Origin of the sequence: Xanthomonas sp. JAI131 (assembly GCF_013410075.1) — a bacterium.
In the GTDB taxonomy this organism is placed as follows: Bacteria; Pseudomonadota; Gammaproteobacteria; order Xanthomonadales; family Xanthomonadaceae; genus Xanthomonas_A; species Xanthomonas_A bonasiae.
The window spans coordinates 485,005-504,023 of sequence record NZ_JACCCN010000004.1; the positions used below are offsets into that span (position 1 = coordinate 485,005).

17 protein-coding genes are annotated in these 19,019 nt (G+C 70.4%); 2 read left to right on the plus strand and 15 right to left on the minus strand.

The genetic code is table 11. The features are described from left to right. Window positions 1–209: 209 nt before the first annotated feature. Together HDC36_RS18520 and HDC36_RS18525 are read right to left on the minus strand one after the other, a co-directional pair. Window positions 210–545: an EF-hand domain-containing protein gene (locus HDC36_RS18520; protein WP_179570211.1), complete on the minus strand. Its 336-nt coding sequence runs from the start codon at window positions 543–545 to the stop codon at window positions 210–212. Window positions 546–601: 56 nt separating this feature from the next. Beyond that, window positions 602–1,798: a fatty acid desaturase gene (locus HDC36_RS18525; protein ID WP_179570213.1), complete on the minus strand. Its 1,197-nt coding sequence runs from the start codon at window positions 1,796–1,798 to the stop codon at window positions 602–604. Between the two features lie 141 nt (window positions 1,799–1,939). Here HDC36_RS18525 and HDC36_RS18530 point away from each other — a divergent pair, with 141 nt between their 5' ends. After that, window positions 1,940–2,782 (plus strand): ATP-binding cassette domain-containing protein, encoded by an 843-nt coding sequence (locus tag HDC36_RS18530; protein WP_179570215.1) that lies wholly within the window; start codon window positions 1,940–1,942, stop codon window positions 2,780–2,782. Between the two features lie 385 nt (window positions 2,783–3,167). On the opposite strand, the gene HDC36_RS18535 is transcribed toward HDC36_RS18530, so the two are convergent. The 8 genes from HDC36_RS18535 to HDC36_RS18570 form a co-directional block, all read right to left on the minus strand. Continuing rightward, a complete protein-coding gene (locus tag HDC36_RS18535; protein ID WP_179570217.1) occupies window positions 3,168–4,802 on the minus strand; it encodes an MFS transporter in 1,635 nt (544 codons plus the stop codon). Then, entirely contained in the window at window positions 4,795–5,214 is a 420-nt protein-coding gene (locus HDC36_RS18540) for a DoxX family protein (protein ID WP_179570219.1), read from the minus strand. Before HDC36_RS18540 ends, HDC36_RS18535 begins: the two co-directional genes overlap by 8 nt. Before the next feature lie 93 nt (window positions 5,215–5,307). Continuing rightward, the gene (locus HDC36_RS18545; protein WP_179570221.1) at window positions 5,308–7,200 is read right to left on the minus strand and encodes an amidohydrolase; all 1,893 of its coding nucleotides are present in this window, start codon (window positions 7,198–7,200) and stop codon (window positions 5,308–5,310) included. Next, window positions 7,193–7,474, minus strand: coding sequence for a DUF1427 family protein (locus HDC36_RS18550; protein ID WP_179570223.1), 282 nt, complete (start codon window positions 7,472–7,474; stop codon window positions 7,193–7,195). Before HDC36_RS18550 ends, HDC36_RS18545 begins: the two co-directional genes overlap by 8 nt. Before the next feature lie 13 nt (window positions 7,475–7,487). Next, entirely contained in the window at window positions 7,488–8,141 is a 654-nt protein-coding gene (locus HDC36_RS18555) for an isochorismatase family protein (protein WP_179570225.1), read from the minus strand. 115 nt (window positions 8,142–8,256) lie between these two features. Continuing rightward, window positions 8,257–9,663: an alginate export family protein gene (locus tag HDC36_RS18560; protein ID WP_179570227.1), complete on the minus strand. Its 1,407-nt coding sequence runs from the start codon at window positions 9,661–9,663 to the stop codon at window positions 8,257–8,259. A 26-nt stretch (window positions 9,664–9,689) separates the two neighbouring features. Next, window positions 9,690–10,547 carry a glyoxalase gene (locus HDC36_RS18565; RefSeq protein WP_206230226.1) on the minus strand — a complete coding sequence of 286 codons (858 nt, stop codon included), beginning with the start codon at window positions 10,545–10,547 and terminating at the stop codon, window positions 9,690–9,692. 223 nt (window positions 10,548–10,770) lie between these two features. After that, a complete protein-coding gene (locus HDC36_RS18570; protein WP_179570231.1) occupies window positions 10,771–11,226 on the minus strand; it encodes a helix-turn-helix domain-containing protein in 456 nt (151 codons plus the stop codon). 171 nt (window positions 11,227–11,397) lie between these two features. Here HDC36_RS18570 and HDC36_RS18575 point away from each other — a divergent pair, with 171 nt between their 5' ends. Then, window positions 11,398–12,306, plus strand: a complete 909-nt coding sequence (locus HDC36_RS18575) for an SDR family oxidoreductase (RefSeq protein ID WP_179570233.1) — start codon at window positions 11,398–11,400, stop codon at window positions 12,304–12,306. A 26-nt stretch (window positions 12,307–12,332) separates the two neighbouring features. On the opposite strand, the gene mnmE is transcribed toward HDC36_RS18575, so the two are convergent. From mnmE to rpmH, 5 genes are all read right to left on the minus strand, one after another. Continuing rightward, entirely contained in the window at window positions 12,333–13,673 is a 1,341-nt protein-coding gene (gene mnmE, locus HDC36_RS18580; protein WP_179570235.1) for a tRNA uridine-5-carboxymethylaminomethyl(34) synthesis GTPase MnmE, read from the minus strand. A gap of 29 nt (window positions 13,674–13,702) precedes the next feature. After that, on the minus strand, window positions 13,703–16,447 hold the full coding sequence (locus HDC36_RS18585; protein ID WP_179570237.1) for a polysaccharide deacetylase family protein: 2,745 nt from the start codon (window positions 16,445–16,447) through the stop codon (window positions 13,703–13,705). A gap of 94 nt (window positions 16,448–16,541) precedes the next feature. Continuing rightward, a complete protein-coding gene (gene yidC, locus HDC36_RS18590; RefSeq protein WP_179570239.1) occupies window positions 16,542–18,281 on the minus strand; it encodes a membrane protein insertase YidC in 1,740 nt (579 codons plus the stop codon). Between the two features lie 18 nt (window positions 18,282–18,299). After that, entirely contained in the window at window positions 18,300–18,737 is a 438-nt protein-coding gene (rnpA, locus tag HDC36_RS18595; protein ID WP_179570241.1) for a ribonuclease P protein component, read from the minus strand. A gap of 38 nt (window positions 18,738–18,775) precedes the next feature. Beyond that, the gene (gene rpmH, locus HDC36_RS18600; RefSeq protein ID WP_003469983.1) at window positions 18,776–18,916 is read right to left on the minus strand and encodes a 50S ribosomal protein L34; all 141 of its coding nucleotides are present in this window, start codon (window positions 18,914–18,916) and stop codon (window positions 18,776–18,778) included. Window positions 18,917–19,019: the final 103 nt, after the last annotated feature.

Sequence of the window (19,019 nt, forward strand, 5' to 3'; positions counted from 1 at the left end):
CCATCCTTAACACATCTCAGCAGAGCGCTCTCCTGTGATAACAAGGCTTGATTAAAGCAAGAACGTGCGTGGTGCGCAGCATATTTTTTTAAGCGAAGCGTTGCGCCCCGAATACGGTCAGATTAATAAGCTTTTCGGGGCCCATTTTTTACGGACAAGAGCAGGCTGCATAGATGGAAGAAAGCAGACTTGGGAACCGACGTGACGCCTCACCTCGGCGGCGCCGCCAGCTCCCTGGCGCTGAGATACCCATCGCCATTGCCGTCCTGTTTGCGAAAGCGCGCTGTCAAGATGGCCTGGTGCTGCGCGCGAGTGATCGGCTTGCCGCGGCCGCCGGGCAGTTCGGCGGGGCTGAGCACGCCGTCGTGGTCGAGGTCGCGGGCGTCGAAGGCGTAGCTCATCCAGGCCAGGTATTCGTCCAGGCTGACGCGGCCGTCGCCGTCGCGGTCCATGCGCTGCAGGTAGCTTCCTGTGCTATCGACGGCTTGCGCGCTGGCGGCGGCGATCGCGCAGCTCAGCGCCGTCAACAGAACGAGCGCTGCCATGAACGACGAACGCCGCACGAGGCGGCGTTCGCGAAACGGCTGCGGGAAACCGCGGCTCATGCCAACGCGTAGCCCTTCAACCGCGCCGCATACGCCTGCAGCGCGGCGATGCCGCTGGCCTCGGCGTCGTGGCACCAGGCCTGCAGTTGCTTCAGGCGTTCGCTGGCGTCGTGGCTGCGCGCTTCCAGCAGGGCGGCCAGGCGTGCGCGGTGCTCGACCAGGGTGCGCATGCGCGGGCGCTGCGCGACCCAGTGCTGCAGCTGTTCGCGCGCGTCCGGCTTGAGCCAGCGGCCGTCGTCGACCAAACCCTTGCGCAGGCGCCGCGGCAGCAGTTGGCGCAGCTTGGCGCCGGCCTGCGCGGCCTCTTCCTTCAGCGCCGGGGTGAAGACGTTGCGCTGGTAGTCGGTCATCGCCTGGAAACGGTGCGAAAGCAGCGCGCGCAGGGTGTCGGCATCGGGCACGGCGATGTTCGGGCGCACGTCCAGGGTCGGCGCCACGCGCAGGATCCTGGCCAGGCGCAATGCGGCCAGCGCGCGGATCGCGACCCAGCCGATGTCCAGTTCCCAGCGCCGCATCGAGAAGCGCGCCGAACTCGGGAACGCGTGGTGGTTGTTGTGCAGTTCTTCGCCGCCGATCCACAGCGCCCACGGGGTCAGGTTGGTCGAGGTGTCGGCCGATTCGAAGTTGCGGTAGCCCCACCAGTGGCCGAGGCCGTTGACCACGCCGGCCGCCCAGAACGGGATCCAGGCCATCTGCAACGCCCACAGGGCGATGCCGGGCAGGCCGAACAGCAGGAAGTTGAAGGCGAACAGGGCGATGGGCCCCCAGTTCGCGTGCGCGGTGTACAGGCGGCGCTCGATCCAGTCGTCCGGGGCGCCCTTGCCGTACTGCTCGATGTCGCCGCGCATGGCGCGCGCTTCGCGGTACAGCTCCACGCCGCGCCAGAACACGCGGCCGATGCCCTTGGTCTGCGGGCTGTGCGGATCCTCGTCGGTTTCCACCTTGGCGTGGTGCTTGCGATGGATCGCCACCCACTCCTTGGTGATCATCGAGGTGGTGAACCAGGTCCAGAAGCGGAAGAAGTGCGACAGCAGCGGATGGAAATCGACGCCGCGGTGCGCCTGGCTGCGGTGCAGGTACAGGGTCACCGCGAAGATGGTCAGCTGGGTGAACACCAGCAGCACCGCCAGCATGCCCCACCAGCCGACGTCGAGCAGGCCGGTGCTGAGGAAATCGAGGATCGCGTCGGACATTGCCAGAACTCCAGGCCGGTGAAGGCGTGCGCCAGGTTGGTATAGGAGACATGATGGGGCCAGTGGCGGCAAACTTCACCCATCGCCTGCGTACGGTATTCAGCCGCTGCGCGCTCTTGATCACAGAACGGTTTCACTTCCATGTCCGTCCCCCTCCCCGATGCAACTCCCATGCCGGCCGCCGCGCCGCTGATCGAACTTGACCGCGCCAGCGTGGTGCGCGGCCAGGTGCGCGTGCTGCACGAGCTGAGCCTGCGCATCGAGCTCGGCCAGCACACCGCGCTGCTCGGCCCGAACGGCTGCGGCAAGTCCTCGTTCATCAAGCTGATCACGCGCGAGCTGTATCCGCTGGCGCGCGCCGGCGAAGCCGCGCCGGTGCGGGTATTGGGACAGAGCCGCTGGCAGGTGGACCGGCTGCGCAGCCAGCTGGGCATCGTCACCGGCGACCTCAGCGTCAATCTCGCCGACATGCCCGGGCTGGACGTGGAGAGCGCGGTGCTGTCGGGCTTCTTCGCCAGCTACGTGGTGCCGCCGCATCGCGAGGTGACCCAGACCATGCGCGACCGCGCGCGCGAGGCGCTGCAGCTGGCGCATGCGTTGCCGCTGCTGCAGCGGCCGTATGCGGAACTGTCGTCCGGCGAGACCCGGCGCGTGCTGATCGCGCGGGCGCTGGTCAACCGGCCGCAGGCGCTGCTGCTGGACGAACCCAGCACCGGGCTGGACCTGATCGCGCGCCAGCACCTGCTGGCGACGATGCGCGACCTCGCCCGCCAGGGCATCACCCTGGTGCTGGTGACCCACCACATCGAGGAGATCGTGCCGGAGATCGAGCGGGTGATCCTGCTGCGCGGCGGCCATGTGTATGCCGACGGCACGCGCGAGGAACTATTGGCCGATGCGCCGTTGTCGGCGGTGTTCGGCGGCGCGGTGCGGGTGCGCCGCGATGGTGCGACCTATAGCGCGAGCGTGGCCGAGGTGGAATAGGCGGCGGTGCGGGCTTCTGGTCTGCGAACTGCCGTCGACGCTGGTCTTTCATGGCCAGCGATGTGAGAGCCGGATATGCCGCCGCGACATCGGCGCCGATGCGTCCACTCGACAGCCGTGCCGATGACTTCGTTCGTCGCGACTGAAGTCGCTCCTATGGTGGCGCTATGGCGTTATGGCGTTGCTGCATCGGCTAACGCACGGGCATGCTGGAGCAGCGGGTCTGTTTGTCTGCGCATCCGGTCGTATCGCGGGCAACACCTGTGGGAGCGACTTCAGTCGCGACGGGCGGTACCGACACGCCATCGCAACTGAAGCCCTTCCTCCCCCCACCACGTCTGCTCCTTCCACTTCGCCAAGCGTGGAACCCCGCGCTGAAAACACGCTAGCCGCCACGCCCATCGGCAGCCGGCGGCTGCGCCTGGTGCAGATCCAGCGCCAGGAAATGGTGCACCACCGGCGGCTCCGGGCCGATGTGGTAGCGCAGCGCGGCGTCCTGCAGGTCGGCGTCGGCATGCGAGACGCGCTGGTGCTGGCGCAGATGCTCGGCCCAGGATTCGACCAGGAACCATTCCATCACCCGCTCCGGCTCGTTGCTGTGCTCGGTGATGCCCCAGGCGTAGGCACCGTCGCGGCGCCGCTCCTGCGACAGTTCGCGCAAGGCGTGCAGGAACGGCGGCCGGCCGGAAGCACGCACGCGGTATTCGATCTGCACCATCACCGGGCCGCGGTCGTGCGCCACCGGTGCGTTGAGCAAGGGCTCGGGCCAGTGGTTGGATGGCTGCAAGTCGGCCTCGCCCTTGGGCAGGCGCAGGCGATGGAACACCAGCGCGACCAGCAGCAGCGCGCCGGCGCCGAGCAGCAGCGTGGCGGCGATGCCGAGCTGCGCGGCGATCAACCCCCAGCCCAGGCTGCCGCCGGCCATCGCACCGTTGAACACGGTCAGGTACACCGCCAGGCCGCGGCCGCGCACCCAGTTCGGCAGCACCGCCTGCGCCACGCCGTTGAGCGTGGTCAGCGCCACGATCCAGCCGACGCCGAGCACCAGCAACAACAGCACGGCGACCGTCTGCGACGGCGTGGCCGCCAGCGCCGCCATCACCGCGGCGGTCAGCACCGCGGCCAGCAGCACCAGGCCATCGGCGTCCAGGCGCTTGCGCAACTGCGGCAGCACGATCGCGCCGAGGATCGCGCCGACCCCGACCGCACCGAGCAGCACGCCGTAGAACCCGGCGCTGCCGCCGAGCATGCGCCGCGCCACCAGCGGCAGCAGCGCCCACACCGAACTGGCGAACACGAAGAACACCGCCGCACGCAGCAGCACCACGTGCAGCTCGCGGCTGGCGCGGGCATAGCGCAGGCCGGCACGAAAGGCGCCGAAGAACTGCTCGGACAGGCCGCTGTCGGCGACCTTGGCGCGCGGCCACCACAGCAGCGCGGCGACCACGAACACGTAGCTGAGCACGTCGCTGGCGTAGGCGGCGGCCGCGCCCAGGCTGGCCAGCAGCAGGCCGCCGCCGGCCGGGCCCAGCGCGCGCGCGATGTTGATGCCCAGCGAGTTCAGCGCCACCGCGTTCTTCAGGTCGGCGCGCGGCACCAGCTCCGGCACGATCGCCTGCCAGGTCGGCCCCATCAGCGCGCTGCCGATGCCGCCGACGAAGGTCAGCGCGACCAGGTATTCGACCGTGAGCGCGCCGGTCTTGGACAGCAGCAGCAGGCTGGCGCTGACGCTGGCCAGCAGCAGCTGCACGCAGATCAGGAAGCGGCGCCGGTCGAGGATGTCCGACAACACGCCGGCCGGGATCGCCAGCAGGAACACCGGCAGCGTCGCCGCGGTCTGCATCAGCGCCACCGCGGCGGGATTGTCGGACAGGTCGGTGACCAGCCAGGAACTGGCGACGTCGCGCATGAAACTGCCGACGTTGCCGAGCACGGTGGCCGCCCACAGCACCGCGAACACGCGATGCCGCAGCGGGGCGAAGCTGCCGGTCGCCGGCGCGGGTGCGGTGGACTCAGCCATGCGCGCGCTCGCGCAGGTCGTGCCAGGCCACCAGCACGAAGCCGCCGACCAGGCCCAGGTGTTCGTAGAACGCGTTCATCGCCGCAAAGCGTTGCATGCCGCTCATCTCCCAATAGCGGTTGGCCACGCACGCGGCCACCAGGGTGAAGCCGGCCAGCGCCAGGGCGCCCAGCCAACGATACGCGCCGCTCAGGATCAGCAGCGACGCGCCCAGTTCCAGCACGATCACCGCCGCCGCCAGCGGCGCGGCCGGCGCCATGCCGAAGTGCACCATTTCCGCGACCGCGCCGTCGAAGGCGAAGGCCTTGACCAGCCCGCCCTGCAGATAGGCCGCGCACAGGCCGAGCAGCGCCAGCCAGCGCAGCCATGCCGGGGTGAAGCGCGTGCCGACCGAGCGGGTCGCCTCACGCATGGCGCACGCTCCGCGCGATGCTGGCGGCGCGCGGCACGCCAAGCGCACCGCCGCCGGCCTGCGTGCAGATCGCGCGCGTCGTGCGCATCCGGCTCATACCGCCCAGCACGCGCAGCCCAGCGCGCCCCAGAAGCTCTTCAGGTCGGCGATCGGCAACTGGCTGCTCCACGCGGTGGCGTGCTCGTGCCCATGGATCGTGCAGTCGTGGGCGCAGCCGCAACTGGCCGCGATCCGTTGCGACAGTGCCGCCGGCGGCGCCTCGCCCCAGGCGCCGTAGCCGCGGAAGCTGCGCGCCGGCGACCAGTCCGGCAGCGCCGGCGGCGGCGGCGCTTCGTCGTGTTCGGCGAACGCGCCGCTGACCCACACCACCTTGCCGCCGACCATGGTCAGTAGCGCGGTGGTGTCGGCGATGTCGCTTTCCGCGCAGCCGAAGAAGTCGCGGTCCGGCACCACCAGATCGGCGAACTGGCCGGCCTGGATGCGGCCCTTCTTGCCTTCCTCGTTGCTGAACCAGGTGACGTGTTCGGTCCACATCCGCAACGCGGTCTCGCGGTCCACGCAATTGCGCTGCGGATACAGGCGCAGGCCGCCGACGGTGCGCCCGGTCACCAGCCACGCCAGCGACACCCACGGGTTGTAGGAGGCCACGCGGGTGGCGTCGGTGCCGGCCGAGACCTTGACCCCCTTCTCCAGCATGCGCTTGACCGGCGGCGTGGCCTGCGCCGCGCCGATGCCGTAGCGCTCGACGAAATACTCGCCCTGGTAGGCCATGCGGTGCTGCACGGCGATGCCGCCGCCGAGCGCGGCGATGCGGTCGATGGATTTTTCGGAAATGGTTTCGGCGTGGTCGAAGAACCAGTGCAGGCCCTGCAGCGGGATCTCGCGGTCCACGCGTTCGAACACGTCCAGCGCGCGGCTGATGGTCTCGTCGTAGGTCGCATGCAGGCGCCACGGCCAGCGGTTCTGCGCCAGGATCCGCACCACGTCTTCCAGCTCGGTCTCCATCTGCGGCGGCATGTCCGGCCGCGGCTGGCGGAAGTCCTCGAAGTCGGCGGCGGAGAACACCAGCATCTCGCCGGCGCCGTTGTGGCGGAAGTAGTCGTCGCCCTGCTGGTAGCGCGAGCTGGCGGTCCAGTGGAGGAAGTCTTCCTTCTCCTGCTGCGGCTTCTGGGTGAACAGGTTGTAGGCCAGGCGGATGGTGAGCTGGCCGGCGTCGGCCAGTTCCTGGATCACCTTGTAGTCGTCCGGGTAGTTCTGGAAACCGCCGCCGGCATCGATCGCGCCGGTGACGCCGAGCCGGTTCAGTTCGCGCATGAATTGCCGGGTCGAATTGACCTGGTAGTCGTAGGGCAGCTTCGGGCCCTTGGCCAGCGTCGCGTACAGGATCGATGCGTTCGGCTTGGCCAGCAGCAGTCCGCTCGGGTTGCCCTCGGCGTCGCGCACGATCTCCCCGCCCGGCGGCGCCGGCGTGTCCTTGCCGTAGCCCACCGCGCGCAGCGCGGCACCGTTGAGCAGCGCGCGGTCGTACAGGTGCAGCAGGAACACCGGCGTGTCCGGCGCCACCGCATTGAGTTCGGCGATGGTCGGCAAGCGCTTCTCGGCGAACTGGTGCTCGCTGAAGCCGCCGACCACGCGCACCCACTGCGGCGCCGGGGTGATCGCCACCTGCCGGCGCAGCATGTCCATCGCGTCGGCGAGGCTGCGCACGCCGTCCCAGCGCAGTTCCAGGTTGTAGTTGAGGCCGCCGCGGATCAGGTGCAGGTGGTTGTCGATCAGGCCCGGCAGCACGCAGCGGCCCTGCAGGTCGATGCGCCGGGTGTGCGTGCCGGCCAACTGCAGGATCTCCTCGTCGCTGCCGACCTGCAGGAAGCGGCCGTCCTGGATCGCCACCGCCGTGGCACTGGGACGCGCGCGGTCCAGGGTGGTGAAGCGGCCGCGGTACAGGATCAGGTCCGGCGCGGCATCGGTCGCATGCGGCTCAGCCATTGTCGTGCTCTCCCCGTTCCGGTTGCGCCGGCGCTTGCGTGCGCTGCGGCAGTTCGCCGAACACGTGCGGCTTGACCTGGTGGTGGAACCACGAGGTCGGGTGGGCGTCGCTGCGCAGCAGCCGCTGCACCAGCGGCGGCAACTGCTCGCCCAGCAGGATGCCGAGCAGGCCGACCAGCGCGATCACCGGCGGCGCCGGCGAACGCACCTTGAACAGCGCGTAGATCACGCCGACCAGCAGGCCCAGGCCCAGCGATACCAGATAGGTCTTCATCGGCGCGCTCCGCTCAGCCTTCGTGGGCACCGAACATGGTCCGGGCATAGACGATGCCCAGGCCGTAGGCGCCGCCATACTTGCGCGCCACCTCGGTGGTGGTGGCGTAGGTGTCGGTACGCGCCCAGTCGCGCTGCAGTTCCAGCAGGTATTGCAGCGCGGTCATCGGCCGGCCGCCGGCCTGCACGATGCGCTCGATGGCGCGGTTGTGCGCCTCGGCCGAGACGTCGCCGCAGGCATCGGCGATCACGTAGACCTCGAGGCCCTGATCCAGCGCCGACAGCGCCGGGCCGACGATACACACGCTGGTCCACAACCCCGCCAGCACGATCCGCGGCTTGCCGATCTCGTTGACCCGCTGGATCACCGCCGCGTCTTCCCAGGTGTTCATCGACGTGCGGTCGAGCAGCGCCTGGCCCGGGAACGGCGCGACCACTTCGTCGAACATCGGCCCGGAGAAGCTCTTTTCCGCCACGGTGGTCAGGATCGTCGGCACACCGAAGCTGGCCGCGGCATTGGCCACCAAGGCGGCGTTGGTGCGCAGTGCGCCTGCATCGATCGAGTGCGTGGCGAAGGCCATCTGCGACTGGAAGTCGATCATGATCAGGGTATGGTCGCCCGGCGTGAGCAACGTGGCGCCCGGAACGGGCAGAGCGGCGAGCGGCATGGCGACATCCTGGTATGCGGGGGAAAGCGCGATGCTGGCGCGCGATGGCGGCGGCGTCTTGGAGATTCGTGTCGCGTTGTGCGCCAAGTGCGGGGCGGCGGCGTCCAGCGAACGCCTACCAGGCCCAGCGCAGTTCCACGCCGACATAGTCGCTGTCGCGCGCGCCGGCCTGGCGCAGCGCGCGGCCCACGTCATAGCGCACCGCTTCCAGCGCTGCGGTGAGTTGCGGCGACAACGCGCGCTGCAGCCGCAGCTGGGTGTAGCGGCCGGTCCAGCGTCCGCCATGGCCGGCGCTGCCGGCCACCGGCACAGTGGGCTGCAGGTACACGGCATCGGCGGTGCTCTGCCGCCACAGCAGGCCCACGCCCAGGGTCGCGGTCAGCGCCGGCGCGGCCTGCCACTGCAGCGACGGCTTGACGTGCAGCAGATTGCTGTAGCCGGTGTAGCCGGCGAGCGCGAAGTAGTAGCCGTTCGGGAACAGCGGATTGAACGTGCCCACGCGGCCGTCGCCGGCGTGCGCGTCGCCGGAGGCGGCATCCAGTTGCAGACCCAGGCGTGGCTGCGTGGCGGGCCGCTGCCACGTGTAGCCGGCACGCGCGCCGACCGCCCAGGCACGGATCGCTTGCTGGCCGACGCTGCCGCGCTGCGCCATCGTTTCCAGGTCCCAGTCCGCGCCGCTGGCGGCGCCGGCGAAACGCAGGTCGAGCACATGGCGGCGCTCGCGGCCGCTGCCATCCAGGTAGTGCGCCTGATCGCGCGAGTACAGCGCGTAGTAGACGGACAGTTCGTTGTCGCCGAGCACCTTGCGCTCGGCGCGCAGCGTGCCGAAGCGCACGCGGCGGCTGGAGCTGTCGTCGAAGGCGCGCGCATCGGCGTACTGCACCGGCTGGCTGACGAACCCGAGCACGCGCCAGCGCGCGGTTTCCCAGTCGGCCCACACCGCATCGAACGACTGGCGCACGTTGGGGCCATCGCGCGAAGACACGAAGCGTTGCAGGTCGAAGGCGAAGTCCTGCCGCCCCACGCGCGCCTTGAAGGTGCCGGCGGCGAAGGCATGCTGGTAGGCGACGAAGGCCAGGCGCAGGTCGAGCCGGTTCTGGTCCGCGCCGGAATGCACGCGCTTGGCATAGGCGCGTACGTCCTCGAGTTGCGCGAACGCCTGCCAGTCGCTGCCCAGGCGCAGATCGGCGTGCAGCTGCAGCCGCTGCAGCAGGTAGGCGTCGGCCGCGTCGCCGGTACCCAGGCCGGGCGCATCGTTCGACTCGAAACGCTCGCGCAGGTTGGCGCCCAGCGACAGGTAGCGTTGCGTGTCGTCGGCAGCCAACGGCAGGTACTTCAAGCGGTCCAGCGGCGTTTGCCGCAGGGCCGGATCGGCCAGCGCCGACCAGTCTTCCTGCCAGCGGTTGGTACTCGGCCGCGGCCGCGTCGCCGGCGCGTCCGGCTGCGGCGCTTGTTCCTCGGCGCGCACCGGCGCCGCGATCGCGATCGTGCCGGCCAGCGCCAGCAACGCACCGTGCCGCATGCGCCGGGCGCCGTGCACGTCCCCGCTCAATGCGCCAGCGGGCTATGGATCTCGGCGACGTAGCCGCCCGGGAATTCCACCACCGCGCTGCGCCGGTCCTGCGCGGCGAACGGCGCCACCAGCACCCGCACGCCGGCCGCCTTGGCCTTGTCCAGGGTCTGCTGCAGGTCCTCGACTTCGTAACCGGTGGTGTCGCGGCCGTACGGATACGGCAGGTGGCCGTCGCTGACCGCCACCGTGGTCTTGCCGAAATCCGAGAGCAGGCGGATGCGCCGGTAGTGTTCGCCGGGGCGGCCGATCTCCTGTCCCGGCGCCTGCCGCGCATCGTCCACGAGCTTGCCGTGGGAGAAGGCGAGGAAGCTGCGCACGAAGGCGTCGGCGCGGTCCGGCGACAGATACACGCGGTTCTCCGGCAGCGTGCGGAACGCCGCGTACGACGGCGCGGTGGTATGCCAGTACAGCTGTGTGTTGACCCCACCCGGCCATTGCACCACCGCATCGCGGCCGATCGGGTCGGGGAACGGCGCGACCAGCACGTCGGCACCGGCGGCGCGCGCCGCGGCCACCGCCTGGTCCAGGTCGCGCACCAGCAAGCCGTTGCGCTCGGCCCCGAACGGATGCGGGACCGGCGTGGTGAAGCCGAACAGCGAGACCGTGCCGACCGGGGTCTGCAGCAGCTGCGAGGTGGTGCTGCTCGGCGTCGGCGTCACCGTCGCCACCACCTGACGCGTGCTGGTGCCGCCGAAGGTGGCCAGGAAGCTGGCGACGAAGCGGTCCACATCGGCCGGCGCGACGTAGACGTGGGTGGTGTCGTACTGCGGGGCGACCGCGACCGGCGGCGTGGCGGCGGAGCGCACGGCCGCCGACGGCGAGTGCGCGGCCATCGCGGCGAACGCGCCGAGCGACAGCAGGCTCGACGACAGCAGGGCGGCGGCGATTTTCGAACGCATACGGACTTCCTCGGCTGCACGAAGGCCGGCACCGCGGCAACGGCGCTGGCAACCGGCACGCGATGCGCCGGCAACGGCATGCTGCGCGAGCGCGCGGCGGAGGTATTGGAAATTGGCGCGGTCTTGCGCCGCCGTGCGCGCCGCGGCGCGGCGCCGGCTACGCGCGGCGGCGGCTGTCGCTGGCCGTGGCCGTGGCATCCGGCAGTGCGCTTTCGAACGCGGCACGCGCCGCGCGCACCGCGGCGTGGTTGGCCTCGGCCCACTGCACCAGTTGCGCCAGCGGCGCGGCCAGCGACTGCCCCAGCGTGGTCAGCCGGTATTCCACGCCCGGCGGCACCAGCGGCAGCACCGCGCGCGCGACCAGGCCTTCGCGCTGCAGGTCGCGCAGGGTCTGGGTCAGCATGCGCTGGGAAATGTCGGGCACCGCGCGGCGCAATTCGCCGAAGCGGTGCGGGCGCTCGGCCAGCAGCAACAGGAACAGGGTGCTCCACTTGTCGCCGATCTGCGCCAGCACGTCGCGCACCGGGCACTGCTCGATACCCCAATAGTCGCGCAACTTCTGGCTCAGCGGCGGCTCGGCGGGCACGTCGGCGCGCGTGGCGGTGACCTGCATGGTGGTTACCTCAAAGTAATCAGGGGCGCAAAAACTGCCGTATTTACAGCCCGGCGGCGATCTTTACTATGCACCAGGTTCCTTTTGTAGACCACGGCTTCCCGCCCTCCGCTCCACATCCGCGCCGCCGTTGCTGGCGCCTCGCCACCGCATCCACAAGGAAATCCACGCATGTCCGTTCATTCCGACTCCCTGCTCGTCACCGGCGCCGGCGGCCAGTTCGGCCAGCGCGTGCTGGCCCATCTGCTCGACACGCTGCAGCTGCCGCCGACGCGGATCGTGGCGGTGACCCGCCGCCCCGAGATCCTGAGCGCCTGGGCGGAGCGCGGCATCGAGGTGCGCCAGGGCGACTTCGATGCCCCCTCCTCGCTGGACGCTGCGTTTCACGGCGTGGCGCGCCTGCTGCTGATCAGCACCGACGCGATCGACCGCCCCGGCCATCGCCTCGCCCAACACCAGGCGGCGATCGCCGCGGCCGCACGCGCCGGCGTGCGCCATCTGGTCTACACCTCCTGCGTGGAGCCGCACGATTCGCCGCTGCTGATCGCGCAGGACCACGCCGGCACCGAGGATGCGATCGCCGCCAGCGCCCTGCCCGGCTGGACCGTGCTGCGCAACCACTGGTACTTCGAGAACCTGTTCATGAGCCTGCCGTCGGTGCTGGCCTCGGGCCATTGGTACAGCGCCGCCGGCGACGGCCGCATCGCGCATATCGCCCGCGACGACCTGGCGAGCGCTGCCGCGGTCGCGCTGGCCGGCGGCGGCGAGGCCAGGCGCACGCTGACCCTCAGCGGCGCGCGCGCCTACAGCACCGCCGAGATCGCCGCGTTGGTCGCGCAGACGCTCGGCAGGCCGATCCAGGTCGTGCCGGTCCCGGTCGAAGGCCTGGTCCAGGGCATGGTCGGCGCCGGGCTGCCGGAGCCGCTGGCGCGCGTGCTGGCCTCGTTCGACAGCAACACCGCCGCCGGCCGCGTGGCCACCGTCACCGGCGACTACCAGGCGCTGACCGGGCAGGCGCCGCAGCCGTTCGAACAGTGGCTGCAGGCCAACCGCGCGCAGCTCGCCGCACTGGCGCCCTGAGCGCCGCGGGCAAGGGGGAGCGTGCCCTACTTGCCGATGCAGAAGCTGGAGAAGATCCGTCCCAGCAAATCGTCGGCACTGAGATGGCCGACGATCTCGCCGAGCGCGGCGTGCGCCAGGCGCAGTTCCTCGGCGGCCAGTTCCAGCCGCTCGTAGCCCAGTTCGGCGGCGGCCGCGGCGGCGTGTTCCGCGGCGCGCTGCAGCGCCTCCACGTGGCGCGCACGCGCGGAGAATTCGCCGTCGCTGCCGTCGCCGGCGGCATGCCCGGCGATCGCACGCAGGTGTGCATGCAGTTGCGCCAGGCCGCTGCCCGTGGCGGCGGAAACGTACACGCTGTCGGCTGTCGCCTGGGGTATCGCCTCGAGCAGGTCGCTCTTGTTGTGGATCCACAGCCGTTGCGGCACGTCGGCGATGGCTTCGGCGATGGCGGCGCGGCCGGCGTCCGCGTCGCGCGCATCGAGCACGATCAGCGCCAGGTCGGCGCGCTGCAGCTCCAGCCGCGCGCGGCGCATGCCTTCGCGCTCGATCGCATCGCCGCCGTCGCGCAGGCCGGCGGTGTCCACCAGGGTCAGTTCCACGCCATCCAGGCGCACCGTCTCGCGCAAGGTGTCGCGGGTGGTGCCGGCGATGTCGGTGACGATCGCGCGCTCGCTGCCGGCCAGCGCGTTGAGCAGCGAACTCTTGCCGGCGTTCGGCGGCCCCACCAGCACCGCGTGCAGGCCGTCGCGCAGACGCCGGCCGCGCTCGGCGTCCAGCAGCAGTTGCGCGAGGTCCGCACGTGCCTGTTCCAGGCCGGCGCGGACCTGTTCGCCGCCCAGCGTGTCCAGCGATTCGTCGGCGAAATCGATCGCCGCCTCGGTGTGGATGCGCAGCCGGACCAGATGCTCTGCCAGGGCTTCGACACGGCGCGAGAACACGCCGTCGAGCGACCTGCGCGCCGCGCGCGCCGCGCGCAGGTCGCCGGCGGCGATCAGGTCGGCGATCGCCTCGGCCTGGGCCAGGTCCAGCTTGCGGTTGAGGAAGGCGCGCTCGCTGAACTCGCCCGGCCGCGCCGGCCGCGCGCCGAGTTCGCAGCAGCGCGCCACCAGTTGCCGCAACAGCACCGGGCTGCCGTGCGCCTGCAGTTCCAGCACGTCCTCGCCGGTGAAGCTGCGCGGCGCCGGGAACCACAGCGCGATGCCGTCGTCGAGCGTCTCTCCCTGCGCATCGCGAAAGCGCGCATAGCGCGCGGTGCGTGCGGGCAAGGTGCCCAGGCCGAGACCGGCGCCGATCGCCGCGGCCAGGCGCCCGGACACGCGCACCACGCCGACCCCGCCCGCACCCGGGGCGGTGGCGATGGCGGCGATGGTGTCGGCGGCGTGCGGCATGGCGAAGAACGTTCCGGCGGCGCTGCAGGCTACAACGTCTGCAGCTGGGTGCGCGCGTAGGCCGCCGAGGCGCCGCTCGGCTGCAGTTCCAGATAGGTCTGGAACGCGTGTTTGGCCTTGGCCGCGTCGCCCATCTGCCGGTACGCATCGCCGAGATTGATGTAGGCCACCGCGCGCGACGGATCGATCTTCAGCGTGTTCTCCAGCCAGCGCGCGGCCTGCGCGTACTTGCCCTGGCGGTAGTAGATGAAGCCGAGATTGTTGGCCGCCAGCGCGAAGTCCGGTCGCAGCTTCAGCGCTTCGGTGAACTGCGCCTCGGCCTCGTCGTAGCGCTTTTCCTTGTACAGCTGCAGGCCGCGGTCGTTGGCGCGCTGCGCCTGCTGGCGATCGGACAGCGGCCCGGCGGCGGCCGGCACCGCCAGCGGCCGCTCGCCGCCCTGCAGGTCCTTGACCACGGTCGGCTTGGCCGCCGGCGCCGTGGCCGATGCAGCCGTCGCCGTGGCGGGCGTGGCCACCGCCGGCACCGCCGCCGCGACCCGGTCGTTCATCGCGATCGCCGCCGAGGATAGCTGCTGGGTGTTGGCGGTCAGGAACTCGTCGCCGTCCGGCACCTGCAGCACGAACTCGCCGCCCTGCGAGCCGGGCAGGCTGCCGAACGCCGGCGTCTGCGGCGAGATGCTCGACACCGCCGGCGCGACGTACGCGGCCAGTTCGGTGCCGGTGATCAGGCCGTCGCCGTTGAGATCGCCCTTGCCCGACAGCGCCTGCAGCAATACCCAGGTAAACACCGAATGGCCGTTGGGGCCGCTGTCGGCGACCTGCTGGTCGGCGCCGCCGGCGGTGAGCATCTGCCGCGCCACGCGCCGCGCGTTCTCGCGCAGGTAGGCGCCGGTGCCGCCGCCGCCGCGGGTCAGGCCCAGGCCGCTGTAGCAGGCGTCCATCACGAACAGCACGTGCTTGGCTTCCAGGCTCTCGGCGATGTCCTGGATCTCGGTCATCGGGATCGCGTCGGTGGCGAACTGCGCCGGGTCCGAGTCGGCCGGCACGATGTAGCCCAGGTCTCGCCCGGAGGCGAGCTTGCGGGTGGCGCCATGCCCGGCGAAGAACACGAACACGCGGTCGTTCTTGCCCACCCCGCCGTGCGCCAGGCGGTCGTGGAACGCAGCCAGGATGTTGTTGCGGGTGGCCTCCTGGTTCTTCAGCACGATCACCTGCGACGACGGGAAGCCGAAGCTGCCGGTCAGCGTCTGCGCGATCGCCTGCGCGTCGTTGGCCGCGTACTGCAGCTTGGGCCAGTGCGCGTAGTCGTCGATGCCGATCACGATCGCCCACGACTTGTCGTAGCCGCTGGTCACCGCCGGCGCCGCGGCGTTGGCCGCCGCGCGCGCCACGCTGAAGTCGCGCCCGTTCCAGGCGGCGAACTGGTAGCCGTCGGCGCTGAGCCGGTCCAGGATCTGCGGCAGCGCCTTGACCGTGCGCGCGTGGATGTCGTGGAACAGCAGGATGCCGCGCTGCTCGCGGCCGACCTGCTCGAGCACGCGCTGCACGATCGATTCGGGCACCGGATCGGCCCAGTCCAGCGAGTCCACGTTCCACATCACCGACTTCAGCCCGGCTTCGCCGAGGATCTGCATGCCTTCGGCGTTGCGCGCGCCGTACGGGAAGCGGAACAGCGGCGCGCGCTTGGCATCGACCGCGCGCAGCATGCGGTCGGTGTCCAGGATCTGGCTGCGCAGCGCGGCGCCGGTTTCCTTGGACAGCTGCGCGTGGGTCAGGCTGTGGTTGCCGACCGTATAGCCCTGCTCCATCAGCTCGCGGCTGACGCTGGCCAGCGGCGCCAGTTCGACCTTGCCGTCGGCATCGAGCTTGCCCAGGTTGCGGCCGACCTCGAAGAACGTGGCCGGCACGTCGTAGCGCTTGAGGATGGCGACGATCTCGTCGGTGTACTCGCGGTGCGGGCCGTCGTCGAAGCTCAGCACCACCGTCTTCGGCGGCAGGTCGCGGCCGAACACTTCGCGGTCGCTGTCCTGCATCGACATCGGATACGGGGTGATCACCCCGTAATCGCGCAGGATCCGCTCGCGCGTGTACAGCGTGCCCAGGTGCGCGACGTAGTCCTCCCACTTCTCGCGCTTCTGCACGATCGCGCGGGTGCGGTCGAAGCGGCTGAAGATCGCGGTGATCTCGCGGTTGTAGCTGCGCTCGATCTCGTCCAGCGCTTCCAGATCCTCGCCGATGCGCTGGTGCAGCTTGATCGCCGGCAGCGAGGAATCCTTGCCGATGCGCGCCTGCCAGTCGGCCAGGATCTCGCGGAACGCCAGGCGGTCGGCGTCGTACAGGTCCGGCGCCGATTCGACGTAGTCCAGCAGCGCGCCGACCGCGGCGAAACGCTGCGCGTCCGGCTGCGCCAGCAACGCATCGAATTGCCTGGCCAACGCGTCGCGCCGCTCCAGGCCTTCGTGGAACAGCTGCTGGCCGACGCCGCTGGAGGTCTGCCGCTCGGCCGGCGACTGCTTGGCCTCGTCGGCCAGCAGCACGATGATCTTGCGCTGCGCCGCCAGCTGTTCCTGCAGCTGCGTGCGGATCGCCGCGGCCTGCGCCTGCAGGGCGGGCGAACCCGGCAACGGCGTGGCGTCGGTGTCCGCCGCGTGCGCGGACGGCGCGGCGCCCGCGGCGGTGGTCGTGGACGACGTGCTGCGCTGGCAGCCCGACAGCGCAAGCGCGAGCAGGCACAGCGCGGTGGACAGCAGGGAGACGGAACGGCGGTCGAGCATGGCCCGGGGCTCGCAAGGACGGTGGCAGGACACGCGACCGCGCAGTGCCGCGGCCGCATACGCAACGCCCGCCTGGCGGCGGGCGTTGTCGGATTTACTTCTTCGTCTTGGCCGGTGGTTTGGCGCCGGCACCGGCGGTGGCCGGCTCGCCGTGGCGCTTGGTCATCCACCATTGCTGCAGCAGGCCCAGCGAACCGTTGGTGACCCAGTACAGCACCAGGCCCGACGGCACGAAGGCCATCATCACGCCGAACACCAGCGGCATGAACTGCATCATCCGCGCCTGCATCGGGTCCATGCCCGGCGACGGCGTCAGCTTCTGCGTCAGCCACATCACCGCCACGTTGATCACCGGCAGGATGAAGTACGGATCGCGTGCGGTCAGGTCCTGGATCCAGGCGAACCACGGCGCCTGGCGCAGCTCCACCGATTCCACCAGCACCCAGTACAGCGCGAAGAAGATCGGCATCTGCACCAGCACCGGCAGGCAGCCGCCCATCGGATTGATCTTCTCCTTCTTGTACAGCTCCATCATCGCCGTCTGGAACTTCTGCTTGTCGTCGCCGTAGCGCTCCTTGAGCTGCTGGATGCGCGGCTGGAACTTGCGCATCTTGGCCATGCTCTTGTACTGCGCGGCCGACAGCGGATACAGCACCAGCTTGAGCAGGATCACCAGGCCGACGATCGACCAGCCCCAGTTGCCGAGCAGGGTGTGCAGGTGGCTGAGCACCCAGAACAGGCCCTGGCCCAGGATCGCCATCAGCGAGAACCGGCTGTAGTCGACCACGCGGTCCAGGCCGCGCACGTTTTCCTTGGCGATCTGGTTGACCAGCTTCGGGCCGACCCACAGCCGCGCCTCGCTGCTGGCGCGCGCGCCGGGGGCGACGGTGAAGGCCGGGCCGCGCGCCTCGATCACGTGGCGCGGGCCGTCGTTGGACAGCACGTACACCGCCTCCTGGTCGGCCTGCGGGATCCAGCCGGTGAAGAAGTGGTGCTGCAGCAGCGCGATCCAGCCGCCCTTGATGGTCTGGTTGACCGGGCCGTCTTCCAGGAAATCCTTGAACGCGCGGCGCTGGTAGCCGTCCTGCGCGCTGAACCAGGTGGCGCCGTTGAAGCTGAAGGAATCCGGGTTGGTCATGCCGCGGCTGACGATGGTCGGCACCCGGCTCAGCTTGCGGAACACGTAACCCTGCCAGGGCTTGCTGCCCTGGTTGATGATCTCGTCCTTGATCTGCACCGCGTAGTGGCCGCGCTGCACGGTGTAGACGCGGCGGATGCTGATGCCGTCCGGGCCGTTCCACACGAACGGCACCTGCAACGCGTCCTGGCCCTTGGCCAGCACGTAGTCCTTGCCCGGCTGCTCGGGGCGGAAGCCGCCCGGACCCGGCGACGGCGCGTTGTTCTCACCGACCCAGCCGCTGGTAGCGGTGTACGGATGCACCGGGTCCTCGGTCAGCAGCGCCACCGGCGGGCTGCCGGGCTGCTTGGTCTGCGGGAACAGCAGCAGGTCCGCATCGAACACGCTGCGGCCGTCCAGGGTCAGGTGCAGCACGTCGGTGGTGATGGTGACGCGCGGCGCGGCGCCGGCGGCGACCGGCGCGGCAGTCGCGCTGCTGGCACCGGGCACGGCAGGGGCGCCGGATTGGGTGGCGCGCGGCACGGCCGGGGCGCCGCTGGCGCCGGCATCGGCGTCCTGCGCGGGCGGTACCGTGGTCGCGGCCGCAATGGCGGTCGCATCGGCCGCAGGCGCGGCGTGCTCCTTGTTCCACTCCATCCACAACAGGGCCGCGACCATCAGCCAGGCAAAGATCAGGAAAAGGCGGGTCTGGTTCATCGGACAGGCAAGCTCGGCTCAGCCAGAAACGGGTTCTGACTTGGAAGTGGGGGAAGAAGGAGAGAGGGGCGGCGGCATTGTGCCGTCCGCAGCCGGGGCCGGCAATGCGCCAGCGCGACGCAGCAGGCGCAGATAGGCCTGACGCAGCTGTTCGCCGCTGGCCTGGGCGGCGGCGCTGCGCGCCACCACCACATAGTCGCCCGGCGCCAGCCACGGCAGCAGATGCCGCGTGGCGTCGCGCAGGACGCGTTTGATGCGATTGCGGACCACGGCGCGCTTGTCGACCTTGCGCGACACGGCAAGGCCCAGCCGCGCCGGGTGATCGGCGCTGCGCCAGTGCAGGCTCATCAGCGGTTCGGAGCAGCGGCGCGCGGCATCGAACACGACGCGGTATTCCGCAGACGTGCGAACCCGCGCAGAGCGAGGAAATCGCCTACGCGGGTCGGGATGTTTCACGGTCCGGATTGCAGGCGCCGCCTGGGGCGGCGAAGCAATCAAGCGCTAAGGCGCTTGCGGCCCTTGGCGCGGCGACGGGCCAGGATCTTGCGGCCGTCGGCGGTCGCCATACGGGCACGGAAGCCATGGTCGCGCTTGCGCTTGAGGTTGCTGGGCTGGAATGTGCGCTTGGTGGCCATCGGGGCGCTCTGTCTGAATGAGGCGGAAAGAACCGGAAATTCTATAGAACCAACCGGGGTGCGGTCAACTGCTGTCTATCCGGCGCCAGAGCGGGGCCCGCGT